Raw genomic sequence first — 18,184 nt, forward strand, 5'->3', positions numbered from 1 at the left:
CCCAAGCTCCAGCTTGGGAACCCCATATGGCGCGAAGCTCCAGCTTCGCATCCGAGGGAAGTTGGAACTTCGCAGAGTCTTTGCGTTCCCAAGGTGGACCTTGGGAACGAGATCAACAACGCTCCGCCAAGGAGGGGACTGGCTCCGCCAGGTGCCTGTCCCCTTAGTTCTTGGAGAAGCCGGCTGAGCGGAAAGAAGCGTTCCGCTAGAGGGACAGGCACCTAACGGAGCCAGTCCCTTCCGCCGACCTTACGGCTTGTTCCTTTTGTAGATGATGCGCAACCCCTCCAGGGTGAGGAACTCGTCCACCGCCTCGATGGTGGTAGATTCCGGCGCGATCAGCGAGGCCAGCCCGCCGGTGGCGATCACCTTGACGTTTTCCTTCCCCTCGGCCTTCATGCGCTGCACGATGCCGTCCACGAGCCCCACGTAGCCGAAGAAGATGCCGGCCTGCATCGAGTTGACCGTGTTCTTGGCGATGATGGCCGGCGGGCGGGCGATGTCCACCCGGGGCAGCTTGCTCGCCTTCTGGAACAGGGCCTCCATGGAGATGGCAAGCCCGGGGGCGATGGCGCCGCCGCAGTACTCGCCCTTCTTGTTCACGTAGTCGAAGGTGGTGGCGGTGCCGAAGTCCACGATGATGAGCGGCGAACGGTACTTCTCGAAGCCCGCGATGGCGTTCACGATGCGGTCCGCCCCCACCTCTTTCGGGTTGTCGTAGTGGATCGGCATCCCGGTCTTGATGCCGGGGCCGACCACGTACGGGGTGATCTTGAAGTACTGGCGGGCCAGTTTCTCCAGGACCCCGGTCAGGGTCGGCACCACCGAGGAAACGATGATGTCCTTCACGTCCGAGAACACGATGCCCGACAGGCGGAACAGGTCGTGGAACAGGATGCCGTACTCGTCAATGGTCTTGGACTTGTCGGTGGAAACCCGCCAGTCCTGAACCAATCGTTCCTCATCGTAAATCCCGAGAACGATGTTGCTGTTCCCGACGTCGATCACCAAAAGCAAGTCAAACCTCCTGAAACCACAACCAGTTTTTTAACGCAAAGCCGCAAAGCCGCAAAGAAAATCAGAAACGGGATATCGAACTGCAAAAGCTTTAAGACCTGAAAAGATAGGTATTTCCTTTGCGCCTTCGCGTCATTGCGTTAAATAAACGCCTTTTTCTTTCTGGTCTCAAACCAGGGCGACGTCGCCGGAGAGCACGGTCTCGACCTTGCCGTCGGACAGCTGCACCAACAGGGCGCCGAAGGCGTCCACCCCCTGCACCATGCCAACGAACTCGCGCTCCCCCTGGCTCACCTTGACACGGCGCCCCTTGATGGCGGAGCGCTCCAGCCATTCGGCACGCACCGGCGCCTCCCCCTCGGCCAGAAACACGTCGTAAAGCCGGTCCAACTCGACCAGCAGCGCCCGGGTGAAGGCGAGCCGGTCCACCTCGACGCCCCCCTCCTGTAAAAGCGAGGTGGCCGGATGGCGCAGGAGCGACTCCGATATCGACGCCATGTCCAGGTTGAGGTTGACGCCGATGCCGAGCACCACGAAGTTCACCTTCTCGGTCTCCGCGTTCATCTCGTTCAAGAGCCCGGCGACCTTCTTGCCGTTGATCAGGATGTCGTTGGGCCACTTGATCTGCGGCGTGAGCGTAGTGCAGCTTTCTATGGCGCGGGCCACGGCGACCACGGAGAGAAAGGTGAGCTGGCAGGCCGCCATCGGCGCGATAGCGGGACGCAGCACCACTGAGCAATACAGGTTCACACCCGGCGGGGAAAGCCAGATGCGCCCGAGCCGCCCCTTGCCGGCGCTCTGGGCGTCGGCGATGACCACGGTCCCTTCCGCGGCGTCTTCCTCGGCCAACGTGAAGGCGACCTTGTTGGTGGACTCGGTTTCCTTGAGACAGATGATGCTGGAGCCGACCCTCTTGGTTTCGAGGCCTGCTGAGAGATCCAACTGGGTGAGAACTTTGGGTGAAGAGACCAACCGGTAACCCTTGGAGGGGACGGCTTCGATCAGGTATCCGCTGGCGCGGAGCCCCTTGACGTGCTTCCAGACTGCGGTTCGCGATACCCCCAGGAGGCGGCTCAGCGCAGCGCCGGAAACCACCCCGTCGCCGGAGCGGAACAGCTCGATTATCCTGCCGTCGACCCCGGAGTCTTTCAAACGCCCTCCATCAGCATGGAAATATCGGTCGCGCGTACCGAGTGGGTGAGCGCTCCGACCGATATGATGTCCACACCGGTCTGGGCTATGGACCTGATCGTTTTCAGGTTCACCCCCCCGGACGCCTCGACCAGCGCCCTCTTATTTATTATCTGCACGGCCTCGGTCATCTGCTCCAGGGACATGTTGTCCAGCATGATGATGTCGGCACCCGCCTCGAGCGCCTGCTTGACCTCGTCCAGCGTCTCGGTCTCCACCTCGATCTTCAGGGTGTGCGGGATGTAGGCACGCGCGGCACGCACCGCCTCGGCGATGCCGCCTGCTGCGGCGATATGGTTTTCCTTGATGAGGACCCCGTCGTAGAGACCGGTACGGTGGTTGGTGCCGCCGCCCACCCGGACCGAGTACTTCTCCAGCACGCGCAGGCCGGGGGTGGTCTTCCTGGTGTCGACGACGCGGGCGCCGGTCCCTTCCAGTTCCTTCACGTACGCGGCGGTCTGGGTGGCGATACCGCTCATCCTCTGCAGCAGGTTGAGGGAGACACGCTCCCCCTGCAACAGCGTTGCGGCGTTCCCCTCCATCACGGCGATGATGTCGCCTTTGGTCAGCCGGGCGCCGTCCTCGAAGTGGGCGGTGAAAACGATGCCGGAGTCGAGCCTGGCGAAGACGCGGCGGGCCACGTCGACGCCGGAGAGCACCATCTCCTCCTTGGCGACCAGCCTGGCGCGCATGCGGCGCGGCTTGGCAACCACGGAGAGAGTGGTGATGTCGCCGGTATGGATGTCCTCGGCAAGGGCGTTGTCGATTATGTTATCGATTTGGTTCATATAATCCGGATTCTCCCTGAGTTGAGCGGCAGTTTTTTATAGCACAGCTTAACTAGGCCCGCAACCGCTAATAAATTGCGCGAGGAAGCTACTGACGCCACTCTAGCGGCACCGCGGCCTGGGCTGCGGCGAGGTCGAGGGCGGCTATGCGGTTCAGCATGTCGCTGATCTTGGCGTCGATGGTGGAGACCTGTGCTTCCATGGTGTTGATCGCCTCCCGGTCCCGGGCGCGCTGGAAGATGGTGCGCTTGCGGCGCAGCTCTACCAGCTGCTGTTGCAAGGCGGTGCGCTGGTCCTGGAGCGACTTCAGTTCGCTGCGCAGCGACTTGTAGCGGTCCCGCCACCAGCGTTCGTCATGCCCGCCCGGAGCCTGTTCCGGGGTGGCTGCCGGCCGGGGAGCGGCTGTGGCGCCAGGAGACACGACAACCGGAGCGCTGTCAGAGACCTCGACCCGGTGTGCCTTGTCGCGGTACTGCTTGGGGATGTTGTTGCGATTATCGGTGAAGTGAACGACGCCCTGGGCGTCGGTCCACTGGTAGAAAGCAGCGCGGGCAGCGGAGGGGATCAGCAGAGAAAGCAGCAAAAGGGAGAGCAAAATCGTTTTCATCTTCCCTCCTTATCAAGACGCCAAATTGGCCAAACATAAAAAACAATCAATAGTTTTGAATTGACGATGCCCTTTGCGATGTGTATATTATCCCGGCTATTGCCCTAGGTGGATAGCAAATAAACAGCCAGAAGGAGTGTACCATGCAGTTTCGCCTCGCCTTGCTTATGGTTCTTATCGTCTGTGCGTCGCCGGTTGCGCTTTTTGCCAAGGAGACCAAAGACGTCAAGTTCCCTCTTAAGAACGGAGAAGCCGTTGTCTTCAGTCACGACGTGCACCTGTTGAAATATAACAACAATTGCAGGATCTGTCACAACGCCATCTTCAATCTGAAGGCAAAGCGTCACTTCACCATGGCGGAGATGGAAAAGACCAAGTCCTGCGGTGCCTGTCACACCGGCATCAAGGCTTTTAGCGTAGCCGATGAAAAGAGCTGCGTCAAATGTCACAAGGGCAAACCGCGTAACGTAGAGTTCAAAGTCAAAGGTGTCGGCCAGACTGTGTTCAGCCACGCCACGCACCTCGCCAAAATCAGCGACGGCTGCAGAGCATGCCATAACGGCACCGTGATCACCGGCAAAGACGGCCGCGTGACCATGGCGCAGATGGAAAAAGGCAAGACCTGCGGGGCCTGCCACAACGGCAAGAGGGCCTTCACCGTCGTCGGCAACTGCGGCAAGTGCCACGCCGGCATGAAGCCGCGCGAGATCACCTGGAAAGCAAAAGGGGTGACCGACGCCAAGTTCAGCCACGACTTCCACCTGGAAGCCTTCAGCTGCAAGGACTGCCACACCAAGCTCTTCGCCTTCAAGGCCGGCGCCAAGCACTTCACCATGGCCGAGATGAACAAAGGCAAGTCCTGCGGCGGCTGCCACAACGGCAAAGAGGCGTTCTCCGTAGCCGGCGATTGCAACAAGTGCCACAAAGGCTACAAACCGGGCAACATTCTCTTCAAGAACGAAGGCGGCGAAGTGAAGTTCAGCCACGACTTCCACCTGGAAGCCTACAAGTGCGCTGACTGCCACAACAAGATCTTCCCGATGCAGGCCGGCGCCAAGCACCACACCATGGGCGACATGGAGAAGGGTCTTTCCTGCGGTGCCTGCCACAACGGCAAGGACGCCTTCACCTCCAGCGGCGAGTGCGACAGGTGCCACAAGATGTAACAGGCAGTACACGACGAACACCGAGGCGGGACCGAAAGGTCCCGCCTTTTTTATTGCCCGCGCCCGCCCTTCACCGAAGGAGGGGACTGGCTCCGCAAGGTGCCTGTCCCCTTAGGGGGGTGGGTAAGGTGGCTGAGCGGAATGGGCCAGTCAAGGGCGGCCGTCGTGCCCCCTCCCCTTGCGGGAGGGGGGAGAATCTCTGCCATCCTCGAAAACTGGCCCCTACAACAGCATCGGGTATACTTGCCAGGTTTGTAAATTTTAACGTCACCGTCGCGCCAGGTCGCATAGCCCGCAGCCGGTGTGCCAACACCGGATGCCACCAGAAGGAGGCCGCAGATGTCATCATCACGCTCGTTCCTGGTAATGCTGGTCCTCTGGTTCTCGCTGTTCAGAGTCTCGACAGCCTCTGCCGACAGCGCGCTCATCGGCCACACGGTCATGGCAGCCATCCCCGTGTCCGCCATCGCGATCGCATTCTTCAAGCACGACACGGAAGGAGAGAAACAATGGCTGCGCAACCTTGCTGCCAACCAGGCACTCACCTCCGTGGCCCGGCTCGGCTTCAACGAGACCGACTGGGGCCGGCGCCCCAACGGTCATCCCTACGGGTTCCCATCCGGTCACGTTGCTTTCGCCGGTTCCGGCGCTGCCTTCCTCAGCGAGCGCTACGGCTGGAAATACGGGGTGCCCGCCTGGATCGCCACGGCATACGTGGGGTACAATCGCGTCGACAACAACAGTCACCGCTGGCGTGACGTAATCGCCTCCGGGCTTTTGTCCTACGGCGTCGGCAAGCTCTTCGTCACCCCTGAAAACGCCACTCACATCGCTCCGGTGATAGGACCGGACTGGCTCGGCATGCGCTGGCAGCGTTCCTGGTAAAGAGGAGGCAAGGCAATGGCAAAGCTCTATCTCGGCTGCAGCGGTTTCAGCTACAACCATTGGCGCGGCAACTTCTACCCGCCGGAACTGAAGACCAAGGACTGGTTCGAACACTACCGGTCCGTCTTCGACACGGTCGAGCTCAACGTCACCTTTTACCGGACTCCTACGGCCGCCATGTTCAAACATTGGCACGACGAGAGCGAGCCGAACTTCTCCTTCGCGGTCAAAGGGAGCCGGTACATCACCCACATCAAGAGATTGCACGACATCCAAGATGCCCTGTCGAAATTCTTCGGGCCTACCCGTCAGCTACAGGAGAAACTGCAGGTCGTGCTCTGGCAGTTCCCACCGCAGTTCAAGGTGGACCTGAAGAGGCTGGAGAGTTTCCTGGACCAGGTCGCGCCGTACCATGGCAGGCACACGCTGGAATTCAGAAACGAAAGCTGGCTCACCGACGAGGTCGTCGGCCTGTGCAAAAGCCGCAACGTGTCGCTGTGCATGGCGGACCACCCGGTATTCATCGACGCGCCGCCGATTACGGCGGACTTCGTCTATATCAGGCGGCATGGTATGGAGGGGAGCTACAACGGGTTCTACACCAGGGAACAGCTGGAGAAGGACGTGGTGAGGATCAGGAAATATTTGAGCCGCGGCCTGGATGTCTATATCTATTTCAACAATGACATGGGTGGCGCTGCACCGCAGAACGCCAAGGATCTGGCTGTAATGATGCAGGCGCCGCTGGACAAAGAGTAAACCTAGCGGGTTCCCTTTCCGGGCCGGACCAGGTCACCGGCCCGGCCTTTCGACTCCCCTCCATCCTTTCCTTCCGGCACCAGCACCAGGTCAAGTTGCGCCCCTTTGGCCCCTCGTTTGGGATAATGCTGCGTCACCAGTCCCTCGAAGTCCTTCACGTCCACCAGGATATGGATATGCGGCGGGCGGTTGGCGTAGGGAACGGCCGGATTGGTCTGCAGGCGGTAACCCCCGTTGCTGTCGGAGTAGACGGTCGCGCGGTAGGCATCGTCATACCGGCCATCAGGACCGGCCTGCCAGAACTCGATGCGGGCCTTGGGGATGGGCGAGCAATCGGCTGAGGAGCGGACCGTGCCGCTCAGGAGATAACCTTTGCCGATGGTGTCGCGCACCGGCGCGTTGGGTCGGTAGAAGGGACCGATCTCGTCCCATGGGGTGGGCGGACAGGAGGCGGCAAGACCAGAGGACGAGGTGACGTTGACTAGCAGGAGCAGTGACAGAGAAATGACGTAACGAGGCACAAACATAGTATTGCCCCCTCCTCTCCTCCCTCTATCAGCCTACCAGGGGAGGACCGCAGACATGTTCCAGTGTAGTCTCAATGGTCTGATCGCCGGCGGTTAGATAGATGTTTCCCTCTGTGACAGTGACGGACCAGTTGATGACCCGTTCCAGTTTAGCAGAAAGCAGGGTGAGAAACTTGAAATCGAGGGTGAAAACGGAGAGGTTCTTGATGCCGGCCAGTTTTGGCTGATGCTGGGGCAGCCAACGGCTGACGTTGGCGCCGAAGGCGAACAGGAAAGCGCGCTCGACGTGGCGGCTCGATTTGGCGAGCCGCTCCGGATCCGGTTGGCCCACCTCGACCCAGAGCTTTACCCGCCCGTCCGGCCCCTTGCTCCGCAGATCCGGCTCGTCGCCGGAACCGACTCCCTTGGTGAACGCGAGTTCCTCGTCGTAGCAAAGCGCATACGCCAACAGCCGCGCCAGCAGTCGTTCCGCAGTTTCGGACGGGTGCTGGGCGATGGTCGTTTGGATATCGGCGTAGATCTGGCGGTCCAGATCAGAGAGTTGAACGGAGGCGCGGTAAATGGTGGAAGGAAGGGCCATATTGATATCCTTTAAAAAGATTCGTCTTGCCCATCCCCTCTCCCTCCGGGAGAGGGTGGCCGGAGGCCGGGTGAGGGCCATGGGCTATGCAGCAACTATCAGTTCCGATGAGAGAGCGACGCCCTCACCCCAACCCTCTCCCGAAGGGAGAGGGAGAGTTAAAGCGTTTCCAATCAAACCGGTCGAAGTCGATCATCAGCGCCAACGGAATGAAGGTGTCCAGCTCACTCACCCTCTGCCCGAGCAGCTTCTGGGTGAAATCCCGGAACAGCGCCACCTCCTCTGTGAAGATGGCATCGAAGGGAGCGGTGAGCGCGGGGAGTTCGAGAGGGTCCACAGCGGTGAAGTTCATGGTGCACCACTCGTCGTGCATCACCTCCCCTTCCGTGTCCACCAGCGGGATCCCATGCAGCCGGCAGGTCATCGGCCGGTGCTGGTAGACCAGGCAGCGGCCGTCCTCGCCGAGCAGCACGCAGGGCGTCTCGTCCTCGTCCGGCATGAGCAGTTCCCAGTCCTCCTCCGGGCGGTAATTGAGCACGAAGGGGTGGTCGAGTTCCGGCCACTGTTGCCGCATCAGGGTAAGGCGCTGCCGGCACTTCACCAGCACGCGCTCCTTCACCTCGTCGGCGAGCGCATCGAAGCCGCGCTTGAGGTAGTACGCGTCCAGCAGCGTGATGTCGAAGGTGCCCCGGCAGCAGCCCGAGCAGCCGCCCTGGCAGGCGATGTGCTCCGGGTGAGCCGTCATGCAGCGGGCGAACCAGTCATCCACCTGCGCTAGCAAGGCGCGATTTCTTTCCAGGATTTCTTGCATAAAAACCTAAGGCAAAAGCATTAACACAGAGGTCACAGAGGTACACGGAGTACACAGGGAAAAGGCAAAACGAGGGGAAAAACAAAACCCGCTTTAAAGATTTTCCTCTGTGACCTCTGTGCACCTCCGAGTCCTCTGTGTTCCGAGTTTGAGGTTCAAAAAAAGGCGGCAATGGATAATTGCCGCCTTCGGTAACACAGGTGACGCCGGAGATTATGCGAGAATCTCGGCCTTGGTGAAGATGGATTTCAGCCAGTACCCTTCGGCCTCGATGTTCTCACGGCCGCCTTCCTCACGATCAACGAGGGTGACCACGCCAAGCACCACCAGCCCTTCCTCTTCGGCGCGCTTGATGGCCTTCAAAGAAGAACCGCCGCTGGTCACGACGTCCTCGACGATGACCACCTTGGAGCCGGGCTTCAGGTTCTTGCGCCCTTCCAGCCAGGCGCCGGTGCCGTGCCCCTTGGGCTCCTTGCGGATGATGAAGCCGGGGACCGGCTTCCCTTCCAGGAAGCTGACCACGGAGGTCGCGGTGGCGATCGGGTCGGCGCCCAGGGTAAGCCCGCCTACCCCTTCCACACCTTCCACGTCCTTGATGGCCTCGAAGAAAAGCTTGCCGGTCAGGTAGCCGCCCTCGGGGTGCAGCGTGGTCTGCTTCCCGTCAAAGTAAAAATCGCTCTGACGACCGGAAGCCAGGGTCACGTTCCTCTTCTCGTAGGACAGCTCAATGATGATCTTTTTCAGTCTTTCCTTTTCGGTCATTGCTCGGCGGTCTCCTTTTCGAATAGTCCCATCTGCGGCTCATCCTGATCCATCAGACGCGGGAATTTAACCGGGTACCCCCCGGTAAAGCAGGCGGTGCAGAAGCCGGCATTCTCGGCGCCGACGGTAGACATGAGACCTTCTTCGGAAAGGTAGCCGAGCGAGTCCGCAGTTATGTAGCGGCGGATCTCATCGATCGAGTGCGACGAGGAGATCAGCTCCTTGCGGTTCGGGGTATCGATGCCGTAGTAGCAGGGGTAGCTGGTCGGCGGCGAAGAGATGCGCACGTGCACCTCGGCGGCCCCGGCGTTCCTGATCATCTTGACGATCTTGCGGGATGTGGTGCCGCGCACGATGGAGTCGTCGATGACCACGACGCGTTTGCCCTTGAGCACCTCGCGCACCGGGTTCAGCTTGATCTTGACGCCGAAGTGGCGGATCGCCTGCTGCGGCTCGATGAAGGTACGGCCGACGTAGTGGTTGCGGATCAGGCCCAGTTCGAACGGGATGCCGGACTCCTCGGCATAGCCCAGCGCCGCGGGGACGCCGGAATCCGGGATCGGAATGACGATGTCCGCATCGACCTTGTGCTCACGGGCCAGCTGGCGCCCCTGCTCTTTGCGCACCTGGTACACGTTCTTGCCGAAAATGAGCGAGTCGGGACGGGCGAAGTAGACGAACTCGAAGATGCAGGGGGTCGGTTCGACCTTCTTGAGCGGGAAGAAGGAGGTCAGGCCGTTCTTGTCGATGACGATCACCTCGCCCGGCTCGATCTCGCGGATGAACTCGGCGTCGATCAGGTCGAGGGCGCAGCTCTCGGAGGCGACCACGTAGGCGCTCCCCTGGCGACCCAGGCAAAGCGGACGGAAGCCGTTGGGATCACGCGCAGCGACCATGCGGCTCTCGGTCAGGAAAAGAAGGCAGTAAGCGCCCTGGATGCGGGAGAGTGCGTCCGTGATGCGGTCCAGCAGCGAGTTCTGCTTGGAAGTGGCGAGCAGGTGGACGATGATCTCGGTGTCCATGGTGGTCTGGAAGATGGAACCGTAGGCCTCCAACTCGTCCTTGATGATCTGGGCGTTGACGATGTTGCCGTTGTGGGCTATGGCGATGGAGCCGCGGGAGTAGTCCACGTTGATGGGCTGGACGTTCTTGATCACCGAGGAGCCGGTGGTCGAGTAACGCACGTGACCGATGGCGGAACGGCCGGGCAGAGTCTTGAAGATTTCGGGATTGCCGAAGACGTCGGCTACGAGTCCCATGCTTTTATGCGCGTGCAGATTGCTTCCGTCCGAGGAGACGATACCGCAACTTTCCTGTCCCCTGTGCTGCAAGGCGTAGAGCCCGAGGTAGGTGAGGTTCGACGCCTCCGGGTGGTTGAATACACCGAAAATGCCGCACTCTTCTTCGGGCCTGCGCATCATCATTTCTTCCACGACTGCTCCTTATTCAAAAGAACTGCTGTCTAATGTCGCTGCTTATTCAGCATTTGAGGTTTGGCAAGCGCCCTCATCCGCCCCTACGGGGCACCTTCTCCCGGGGGGAGAAGGGACCGAGTACCCTCGCCCTCCGGGCCTGCGCCCACCGTAGGGCTACGGCCCGCAGGCGGGAGAGGGGTGGCCGAAGGCCGGGTGAGGGAGATACTTCTCTTTACCTGATACTAGAAGTTCTCTTTCACGTACTTCGCCGCGTTCTTGAAGAAGATCAGGCCTTCGCCCTCTTCCGGCAGTTCCTCGCGGGTCCACCGCGGGTGCTGGGTGCGGTGCACGAATGCCTCCGGGTGCGGCATGAGCCCCATGATCCTGCCGGTCTCGTCGCAGATGCCGGCGATGGCGTTCACGGAACCGTTGGGGTTCTCGGGGAACTCCATGCTCGCGGCGGTGTAGTTCTTGTCGGAGTACTTGAGGCAGGAGAGATGCTTGGTCTCGATCGCCTCCAGGGTCTTGGCGTCGTCGACCAGGAACTTCCCTTCGCCATGGCGCACCGGGAGGTAGACGCCCCCTTCGATGCCGCGGGTGTACAGCGACGGGGAAGCAGCATCGACCTTCAGGTAGCACCAGCGGTCCTGGAAGCGGCCGCATTCGTTGTAGGTCAGCGTCGCGGTCTGGTTCAGGTAGTTGCCGCCCAGGGCCGGGAGCATCCCCATCTTCACCAGGAGCTGGAACCCGTTGCAAACGCCGAGGATCAACTTGCCGTCCGCGATGAAGCGGGTGATCTGGTCCACCAGGCGCTCTTCCTTGCCTTCCACGGCTGCGTAGCGCAGGCGGTTGGCCTGGGCCTTGGCGCTCCCGAGGTCGTCGCCGTCCAGGAAGCCGCCGGTCAGGTTCAGAAAGTGGTAATCGTCCAGGGTGACCTCACCGGTCAGCAGTTCAGCTATATGGGCGATGCGCGCCTCGTCGAAGCCGCCCAGCTTGCAGGCGTGGGCCGCCTCGGTTTCGCAGTTGGTGCCGTTGCCTGTTATGACAAGCGCTTTAGCCTTGGTCATCAATAAAGTCCTCTATCGGATGGTTAGTAGCGGGCACAGCGGTTCTCATTATTACACAACCCGCTTTTTTTCTGCATATAAAAGATTCGCGATACAACGTCCAGGTCCACATCCTCCCTCTCCCCCCGGAAAAGGTGGGGTGAGGGGCTTGTCAGATGCTCCAATTCCTCCCTCTCCCCCTGGGAGAGGGCCGGGGTGAGGGCGTCGGCAGCTGCGCGGTCCTCACTTCGTGGCACCTCCCTCACCCGGCCTTCGGCCACCCTCTCCCGGAGGGCGAGGGTATGGGATAGGAGCGGAAGAAGTTCCTAGAGGTCCTTGAGCGGCTCCTGCCAGGCGGCCTTCAGTTCGGCATTGGCGGCGTTGACCACCACGTTGCCTGCCAGGCCCTTGACCTTCACGGCCGGCTCGGCGGTGACGGCGCCGATCTTGGCGCAGGCGGTGCCGGCCATGGCCTTCTCGAAGTCGGCCGCCTTCTCGGCGCGCACCGTCACCAGCAGGCGGGACGCGGACTCGGAGAAGAGGAGCACGATGTCGCTCTTGTCGGCCGCGTCGCCCTTGAAGGGCACCTGCGCCAGGTCGAGCTCGATGCCGAAGCCGCCGGCAAAAGCGGACTCGGCCGCGGCAACCGCAAGGCCGCCGTCGGAGAGGTCGTGGCAGGAAGCGACCAGCCCGGCCTTCAGCGCCGCACCGTAGGCGCGGTAGGTTGCCAGCGCCGCCTGTGCGTCTACCTTGGGGACGTTGTTGCCGATGAAGCCCTTCTGCGCCAGGTACTCCGAGGCGCCCAGTTCGTTGGCGGTGGCGCCCAGCAGGTACACCTGGTCACCGGCGCGCTTCACGTCCATGGTCACGGCGAGACGCGCATCCTCCATCTTGCCGATGACCGAGAAGAGCAGGGTCGGCGGGATGGAGATCTTGGTGGTGCCGTCGTAGAAGTCGTTCTTCATGGAATCCTTGCCGGAGATGAGCGGCATGGAGAAGACGGTGCAGTAGTCGTAGAGCGCCTTGTTGGCGCGCACCAGCTGGGCCATCTTGTAGGGGCCGTCCGGGGTCCGATCGGACAGGACCGGATCGCACCAGCAGAAGTTGTCCAGGCCGGCGACGAGGTCGAGCGAGCCGCCCACGGCCACGTAGTTCCTCAAGCCCTCGTCGATGGCGTTGGCGGCCATGTCGTAAGCGTCGATGTCGCTGTAGCGCGGGCAGATGCCGTGACCGACGACGACCCCCTCGAAGGAGTCGAGGATGGGGCGCACCACGGCGGCGTCGGACGGGCCGTCGTTGTCAACGCCGGTGAACGGCTTGACGACGGAGCCACCCTGGACTTCGTGGTCGTAGCGGCGCACCACGCTCTCCTTGGAGCAGATGTTCAAAGAGGAAAGGAGCGCCTTGACGTCGGTGGTGTAATCCGCGGCCGGGACCAGTTTCGGCTCTTCGTGCACCGGCTTTTCCCAGCGCGCCGGGATCTGCATCGGCGGCAAACCGGCGTGCATGAAGGAAAGCGGCAGGTACGCGACGGTCTTGTCGCCGTAGAGCATGTGGAAGATGCCGGAATCGGTGAAGGTGCCGAGTACGGTGGCCTCGACGCCGTAGCGCTTGGCCATTTCCATGAACTCGTCGATCTTCTCGGGCGGCACGGCGAGGCTCATCCTCTCCTGCGCCTCGGAGATCAGGATCTCCCACGGGGCCAGGCCCGGGTACTTGAGCGGAGCCTTGGAGAGGTCGAGCTGGCAGCCGCCGCACTCCTCGGACATCTCGCCGATGGAAGAGGAAAGCCCCCCTGCCCCGTTGTCGGTGATGAAGCGATACAGCGCCTTGTCGCGGGCGCGGATCAGGAAGTCGAACATCCGCTTCTGGGTGATCGGGTCACCGATCTGCACCGCGGATACCGGCGAGTTCTCGTTCAGCTCTTCCGAGGAGAAGGTGGCGCCGTGGATGCCGTCCTTGCCGATGCGGCCACCGGTCATCACGATCAGATCGCCCGGGATGATGTTCTTCTTGTGGGACGCCTCACCTTTGATGGTGGCGGGCATGAGTCCGGCGGTGCCGCAGAATACCAGCGGCTTGCCGGCAAAGCGCTCGTCGAACACCAGCGAGCCGTTCACGGTCGGGATGCCGCTCTTGTTGCCGCCGTGCTCCACACCCTCGACCACGCCTTCGTAGATGCGGCGCGGGTGCAGGAGGCGCTTCGGGAGTTCCTTCTCGTAGAACGGGTCGGCGAAGCAGAACACGTCGGTGTTGAAGATGAGCTTGGCGCCCTTGCCGGTGCCGAACGGGTCGCGGTTGACGCCGACGATGCCGGTCAGCGCCCCGCCGTAGGGGTCCAGTGCCGACGGGGAGTTGTGGGTCTCCACCTTGAATACCAGGGACCAGTCGTCGTTGAACTTGATGACCCCCGCGTTGTCCTTGAAGACGGAGAGGCAGTAGTCCTTGTCGCCCTGGGCGGCGCGCACGTCGGCGGTGGTCTTCTGGATGTAGCTCTTGAACAGGGAGTTGATCTTCTCGGTCCTGCCGGTGCCGTCGTCGTAGGTGACGTCGGCGGAGAAGATCTTGTGCTTGCAGTGCTCGGACCAGGTCTGGGCCAGCGCCTCCAGCTCGACGTCGGTGGGCGCCGCGCCCAGGCCGAGAGCCTTGCGCTTCTCGACCACCTGCGGGTCGCGGTAGTGCGCCTGGATGATCTTCATCTCGTCCAAGGTGAGCGCCAGCACGCCGTCGCGGCTGATGCGCATCAGCTCCTCGTCGGAGACTTCCAGGTTGATGGTGTTCACCTCGACCTTCGCCTCGACCTGCACCTTGGGGACGAAGGGAGCGACGCCCCCCTGGGCCTTGAAGGTGGCCGCGTCCAGGATCTGGTAGCGCTGGATCAGCGTGTTGCAGAGCAGGCCGGTGGCGATCTTCTCGGCGTCGGACTGGGCCAGCTTGCCGGAGATCAGGTACTGTACGGAGGTGTAGACCCCCTCCCCTGCCGCCAGCGGGCGACCCAGCAGGTAGCCGATCGCCTCGCCCGCGGTGCGGCCGACGTTGTCGGTGACGCCGGGACGGAAGCCGACTTCGACCAGGTAATCGAAACCGGCGGCAGCCGGCTTGTCGATCGAATAGTTCTGGATGACCGGGTCGCTGAAGGGACCTGCGGCAACCTGGGCCAGTTCGTCGGCGGAGAGCGGCGCGTCGACGGTGTAGACGTCGATGGTGCGCACGTCGGCCACTTCAAGGTGGAGGAAGTGCGCGATCTCGCGCTTGATGCGCTCACCGCGCGGGTCGCGGACCTCGTCCTTAAGGGTGATCTCAATCCTGTGGGGCATTGTTGGTGTCCTTTTCATGGATAACCGTACGCGTCGGGTACGGGATGGTGATGCCGTTACTGTGGAAGCTCTTCAGGATGGCGCTGTTGATCTTGTCGGAGGCGGCGAAAACATGAGTGTAGTCGGCGACCCAGAAAAAGAGTGAGAGGTTCAGCGCGCTGTCCCCGAAGTTGACGAGGAACGCCTCCGGAGCGGGTTCCTTAAGCACCTCGGGGATCTCGATGGCGCTCCGCACCATCAGTTCCTTGGCGAGTGCGACATCACAGCCGTAGCCGATACCGACGTTGATCCTGCCCTTGCCGCGCACGTCGGGGAAGGCCATGTTGATCAGAGTGCTGTTGCAAAGCTCGGAATTCGGGATGATCAGGTAGGTGTTGTCGAGCGCTTTGATCTTGGTGCTCCGCAGGCCGATGTCGATGACGTCCCCCACCTGGGCGCCCAGCTGGATGCGGTCGCCGATCCGGAAGGGACGGTCGATCATGAGCGTGAAGCCGGACACCATGTTCGCCAGGGTGTCCTTGGCGGCAAGGCCGATGGCCAGGGAGCCGACGCCCAGGGCGGTGACCAGCGACAGGATGTCGTAGTTGAAGTGCTTGAGGGTGATGATGAGCGCGGTGACCACCAGGAAGATGGTGCACAGCTTCTCCACCAGCGGCATGATCTGGCGGCTCACCTCGGCCCCGGCCACCCGCGCCCCGTACGCCTTGAGGAGCTCGTCCAGCACCCGGTAGGCGATCACGGTGAGGATGGTGATGTTCACCACGAACAAGAGCCCGGAGGCGGCGATGCCGACCTTGTCGTGCAGCGGCAGACGCTTGATGGCCAGGTACAGGCCCGCGCAGTTGACCAGGAGCATGGCGGGTCCGGAGACCCGCTCAAGGATCCTGTCGTCGAGATCCGTCTCCGTGGCAGCGCACAGGCGGGTGCCGATCTTGGCGATCAGCACCTGCAGCAGCCTGGAGAGGAGGTAGAAAACGGCGATGATGACGACGGAAATCAGCGCCTGCTTGGCCCAGAAGAGATAGAACGGGTCCATCTCGTCCGGTTTCAGGTAGTAGAGGAGGCTATCCACCAAAGACCCTCGTGAAAATGGTGTCGACGTGCTTCATGTGGTAACCGAGATCGAAGGCTTCCTTGATCTCCTCGGCCGGCAGGAACGAGGTGACTTCCTCGTCGTTCAGGAGCTCGGTCTGGAAGTCTTTGCCCTCTTCCCACACCTTCATGGCGTTTCTCTGCACCAGGGCGTAGGCCTTCTCGCGGGAAGCGCCCGCCTCGGCGAGTTTCAGGAGCACGCGCTGGGAGAAGATCAGGCCGCGCATCTGGTTCAGGTTGCGCATCATGTTTTCCGGGTAGACCACCAGGTTCTCGATGAGGCCGATGGCGCGGTTGAGCATGAAGTCCAGGGTAACGGTGGCGTCCGGGCCGATGATGCGCTCGACGGAGGAGTGGGAGATGTCACGCTCGTGCCACAGCGGCACGTTCTCGATCGCGGAAAGCGCGTAGCCGCGGATCAGGCGGGCCAGGCCGGTCAGGTTCTCGGAAAGCACCGGGTTCCTCTTGTGCGGCATGGCGGAAGAGCCCTTCTGCCCTTTGCTGAAAAACTCCTCGGCCTCGAGCACCTCGGTCCTCTGCAGGTGCCTGATCTCGACGGCGAACTTCTCGATGGAGGAAGCGATGATGGCGAGGGTGGTGAAGTACTCGGCGTGACGGTCGCGCTGCAGCACCTGGGTGGAGCAGGGAGCGGGCTTCAGGCCTGCCTTCTTGCAGACGTACTCCTCGACCTGCGGGTCGATGTTGGCGAAGGTGCCGACGGCGCCGGAGATCTTGCCGTAGGAGATGGTCTCCAGGGCCGATTCCATGCGCTTGAGGTTACGGGCCATCTCGTCGTACCAGAGCGCCATCTTGAGGCCGAAGGTGACCGGCTCGGCGTGGATGCCGTGCGAGCGGCCCATCTGCGGGGTCATCTTGTGCTCGTAAGCGCGGGTCTTGATCACGGCCATGAGGCGCTTGATGTCGGAGATGATCAGTTCGCCCGCTTCTTTCAAGAGCATGGCGAAGGAGGTGTCGAGGATGTCGGAGGAAGTGAGGCCGAGGTGTACGAAGCGGGAGTCGTCGCCGATGTAGTCGGCAACCGAGGTGAGGAACGCGATGACGTCGTGCTTTACGGTGCGCTCGATCTCGTCGATGCGCGCCACGTCGAAGCTCGCCTTGGCCCTGATGCGGGCTACCGCCTCTTTCGGGATGCGCCCCATCTCGGCGTGCGCCTCGCAGGCGTAGATCTCTATCTCGAGCCACTTGGCATAGCGGTTCTCGGGTTCCCAGATGCGGGTCATTTCAGGACGGCTGTAACGTTCGATCACGAATTCTTCCCCCTTGGTACTGATGGATTAGATTGAGATTAAGACTAAGACTAAGACTAAGACTAAGATTGAGATTGAGATTGAGATAAAGAAAAGATAAAGGCTGACCAAGTACCAGGACGGTGCCTAGGGCACAGTAACCAGCATCTTAATCTTAATCTTTATCTTAATCTGCTTTAAACACGCCGCTTACCTGGTGCTGACACCCCAGGAAGAGATCGGGGCCGCACAGGTTCTGGCGGCTCAAAAGCCCGCGCGCGGCGGCAAGCGCCAGCGCCGGATCGTTGTTCACCTCGGAAAGATGGGAGAGAAAGACCCCCTGCAGGTCGCCGTGCAGAAGTTCCTCCAGAAGGTTCGCCCCCTCGGCGTTGGAGAGGTGCCCGTGGCGGGAGCGGATGCGCTGCTTGAGGTGCCAGGGATACGGCCCGTCCTGCAGCATCTGCTCGTCGTGGTTGAACTCCAGCACCAGCGCCCGGCACCCCTTCAGTTTCTCCTGGGTGAGCCGGGTGGCGATGCCGAGGTCGGTGGCGAAGCCGATGCACCCCTCGCCGCTCTCGATCCGGAAGCCGACCGGGTCGCAGGCGTCGTGCGTCACCGGGAAGGGATCGATGGAGACCCCCTTGAAGGTGAAGGGCGCGCCCGCTTCGAACTCGATGCACTCGGCCTTGCCGATGACGTGGTGCGCCGCCTGCAGCATCCGGCTCGAGCCGAGCACGGGAATCTTCAGGCGCCGGGCCAGCGTGCCGACGCTGCGAATATGGTCGGTGTGCTCGTGGGTGACCAGGATGCCGTCCAGGGTGGCGGCGTCGACGCCGATGGAGGCGAGCCGGTTGGTGGTCTCCCGACCGGAGAGGCCGGCATCGATCAGCAAACGGCAGGAATCGGTTTCCAGAAAAAGGGAATTCCCCTTGCTGCCACTTGCCAAGAGGCTGAGCCTCATGCATCCCTCCAAA

17 protein-coding genes are annotated in these 18,184 nt (G+C 61.7%); 3 read left to right on the forward strand and 14 right to left on the reverse strand.

The features are described from left to right. Positions 1–249 precede the first annotated feature (249 nt). The 4 genes from H7687_RS06775 to H7687_RS06790 all read right to left on the reverse strand — a co-directional run bounded on the left by H7687_RS06775 (position 250) and on the right by H7687_RS06790 (position 3,603). Complete coding sequence (locus tag H7687_RS06775; protein ID WP_183346305.1) at positions 250–1,017, reverse strand: type III pantothenate kinase; 768 nt, start codon at positions 1,015–1,017, stop codon at positions 250–252. A gap of 168 nt (positions 1,018–1,185) precedes the next feature. Beyond that, complete coding sequence (locus H7687_RS06780) at positions 1,186–2,169, reverse strand: biotin--[acetyl-CoA-carboxylase] ligase (protein ID WP_183346306.1); 984 nt, start codon at positions 2,167–2,169, stop codon at positions 1,186–1,188. After that, the gene (nadC, locus tag H7687_RS06785; protein WP_183346307.1) at positions 2,166–2,996 is read right to left on the reverse strand and encodes a carboxylating nicotinate-nucleotide diphosphorylase; all 831 of its coding nucleotides are present in this window, start codon (positions 2,994–2,996) and stop codon (positions 2,166–2,168) included. Before nadC ends, H7687_RS06780 begins: the two co-directional genes overlap by 4 nt. A gap of 88 nt (positions 2,997–3,084) precedes the next feature. Continuing rightward, the gene (locus H7687_RS06790; RefSeq protein ID WP_183346308.1) at positions 3,085–3,603 is read right to left on the reverse strand and encodes a DUF4124 domain-containing protein; all 519 of its coding nucleotides are present in this window, start codon (positions 3,601–3,603) and stop codon (positions 3,085–3,087) included. 143 nt (positions 3,604–3,746) lie between these two features. Between H7687_RS06790 and H7687_RS06795 the strand changes: the two genes are divergently transcribed. The 3 genes from H7687_RS06795 (at position 3,747) to H7687_RS06805 (ending at position 6,413) form a co-directional block, all read left to right on the forward strand. Further along, the gene (locus H7687_RS06795) at positions 3,747–4,769 is read left to right on the forward strand and encodes a cytochrome c3 family protein (protein ID WP_183346309.1); all 1,023 of its coding nucleotides are present in this window, start codon (positions 3,747–3,749) and stop codon (positions 4,767–4,769) included. Positions 4,770–5,108: 339 nt separating this feature from the next. Then, positions 5,109–5,654: a phosphatase PAP2 family protein gene (locus H7687_RS06800; RefSeq protein WP_183346310.1), complete on the forward strand. Its 546-nt coding sequence runs from the start codon at positions 5,109–5,111 to the stop codon at positions 5,652–5,654. Positions 5,655–5,669: 15 nt separating this feature from the next. Beyond that, on the forward strand, positions 5,670–6,413 hold the full coding sequence (locus H7687_RS06805) for a DUF72 domain-containing protein (protein WP_183346311.1): 744 nt from the start codon (positions 5,670–5,672) through the stop codon (positions 6,411–6,413). Positions 6,414–6,415: 2 nt separating this feature from the next. On the opposite strand, the gene H7687_RS06810 is transcribed toward H7687_RS06805, so the two are convergent. From H7687_RS06810 to H7687_RS06855, 10 genes are all read right to left on the reverse strand, one after another. Beyond that, entirely contained in the window at positions 6,416–6,940 is a 525-nt protein-coding gene (locus H7687_RS06810; RefSeq protein WP_183346312.1) for a peptidase associated/transthyretin-like domain-containing protein, read from the reverse strand. Between the two features lie 28 nt (positions 6,941–6,968). Next, positions 6,969–7,520, reverse strand: coding sequence for a YaeQ family protein (locus H7687_RS06815; protein ID WP_183346313.1), 552 nt, complete (start codon positions 7,518–7,520; stop codon positions 6,969–6,971). Positions 7,521–7,644: 124 nt separating this feature from the next. Continuing rightward, positions 7,645–8,331, reverse strand: a complete 687-nt coding sequence (locus tag H7687_RS06820) for a YkgJ family cysteine cluster protein (RefSeq protein WP_183346314.1) — start codon at positions 8,329–8,331, stop codon at positions 7,645–7,647. 213 nt (positions 8,332–8,544) lie between these two features. Beyond that, entirely contained in the window at positions 8,545–9,093 is a 549-nt protein-coding gene (gene pyrE / locus H7687_RS06825) for an orotate phosphoribosyltransferase (protein WP_183346315.1), read from the reverse strand. Beyond that, complete coding sequence (gene purF, locus H7687_RS06830) at positions 9,090–10,517, reverse strand: amidophosphoribosyltransferase (protein WP_183346901.1); 1,428 nt, start codon at positions 10,515–10,517, stop codon at positions 9,090–9,092. The genes pyrE and purF overlap by 4 nt, the downstream gene beginning before the upstream one ends. 233 nt (positions 10,518–10,750) lie before the next feature. After that, entirely contained in the window at positions 10,751–11,575 is an 825-nt protein-coding gene (locus H7687_RS06835; RefSeq protein WP_183346316.1) for a phosphoribosylformylglycinamidine synthase subunit PurQ, read from the reverse strand. A gap of 305 nt (positions 11,576–11,880) precedes the next feature. Beyond that, on the reverse strand, positions 11,881–14,871 hold the full coding sequence (locus tag H7687_RS06840) for a phosphoribosylformylglycinamidine synthase subunit PurS (protein WP_183346317.1): 2,991 nt from the start codon (positions 14,869–14,871) through the stop codon (positions 11,881–11,883). Next, a complete protein-coding gene (locus tag H7687_RS06845) occupies positions 14,855–15,943 on the reverse strand; it encodes a mechanosensitive ion channel family protein (protein WP_183346318.1) in 1,089 nt (362 codons plus the stop codon). The genes H7687_RS06840 and H7687_RS06845 overlap by 17 nt, the downstream gene beginning before the upstream one ends. Continuing rightward, on the reverse strand, positions 15,936–17,231 hold the full coding sequence (purB, locus tag H7687_RS06850; RefSeq protein WP_183346319.1) for an adenylosuccinate lyase: 1,296 nt from the start codon (positions 17,229–17,231) through the stop codon (positions 15,936–15,938). Before purB ends, H7687_RS06845 begins: the two co-directional genes overlap by 8 nt. 166 nt (positions 17,232–17,397) lie before the next feature. Continuing rightward, positions 17,398–18,171, reverse strand: coding sequence for an MBL fold metallo-hydrolase (locus H7687_RS06855; protein WP_183346320.1), 774 nt, complete (start codon positions 18,169–18,171; stop codon positions 17,398–17,400). Between the last annotated feature and the right edge of the window lie 13 nt (positions 18,172–18,184).

The sequence above is a fragment of the Geomonas paludis genome, assembly GCF_014193585.1.
GTDB classification, from domain to species: domain Bacteria; phylum Desulfobacterota; class Desulfuromonadia; order Geobacterales; family Geobacteraceae; genus Geomonas; species Geomonas paludis.

What these genes read in the sequence shown, in the direction of transcription:
- H7687_RS06800 (WP_183346310.1), top strand. Translation starts at nt 5,109, where the DNA reads ATGTCATCATCACGCTCGTTCCTGGTAATGCTGGTCCTCTGGTTCTCG.
- H7687_RS06835 (WP_183346316.1), bottom strand. Translation starts at nt 11,575, where the DNA reads ATGACCAAGGCTAAAGCGCTTGTCATAACAGGCAACGGCACCAACTGC.
- H7687_RS06795 (WP_183346309.1), top strand. Translation starts at nt 3,747, where the DNA reads ATGCAGTTTCGCCTCGCCTTGCTTATGGTTCTTATCGTCTGTGCGTCG.
- H7687_RS06810 (WP_183346312.1), bottom strand. Translation starts at nt 6,940, where the DNA reads ATGTTTGTGCCTCGTTACGTCATTTCTCTGTCACTGCTCCTGCTAGTC.
- H7687_RS06855 (WP_183346320.1), bottom strand. Translation starts at nt 18,171, where the DNA reads ATGAGGCTCAGCCTCTTGGCAAGTGGCAGCAAGGGGAATTCCCTTTTT.
- H7687_RS06840 (WP_183346317.1), bottom strand. Translation starts at nt 14,871, where the DNA reads ATGCCCCACAGGATTGAGATCACCCTTAAGGACGAGGTCCGCGACCCG.
- H7687_RS06815 (WP_183346313.1), bottom strand. Translation starts at nt 7,520, where the DNA reads ATGGCCCTTCCTTCCACCATTTACCGCGCCTCCGTTCAACTCTCTGAT.
- pyrE (WP_183346315.1), bottom strand. Translation starts at nt 9,093, where the DNA reads ATGACCGAAAAGGAAAGACTGAAAAAGATCATCATTGAGCTGTCCTAC.
- H7687_RS06790 (WP_183346308.1), bottom strand. Translation starts at nt 3,603, where the DNA reads ATGAAAACGATTTTGCTCTCCCTTTTGCTGCTTTCTCTGCTGATCCCC.
- H7687_RS06820 (WP_183346314.1), bottom strand. Translation starts at nt 8,331, where the DNA reads ATGCAAGAAATCCTGGAAAGAAATCGCGCCTTGCTAGCGCAGGTGGAT.
- nadC (WP_183346307.1), bottom strand. Translation starts at nt 2,996, where the DNA reads ATGAACCAAATCGATAACATAATCGACAACGCCCTTGCCGAGGACATC.
- purF (WP_183346901.1), bottom strand. Translation starts at nt 10,517, where the DNA reads ATGATGATGCGCAGGCCCGAAGAAGAGTGCGGCATTTTCGGTGTATTC.
- H7687_RS06805 (WP_183346311.1), top strand. Translation starts at nt 5,670, where the DNA reads ATGGCAAAGCTCTATCTCGGCTGCAGCGGTTTCAGCTACAACCATTGG.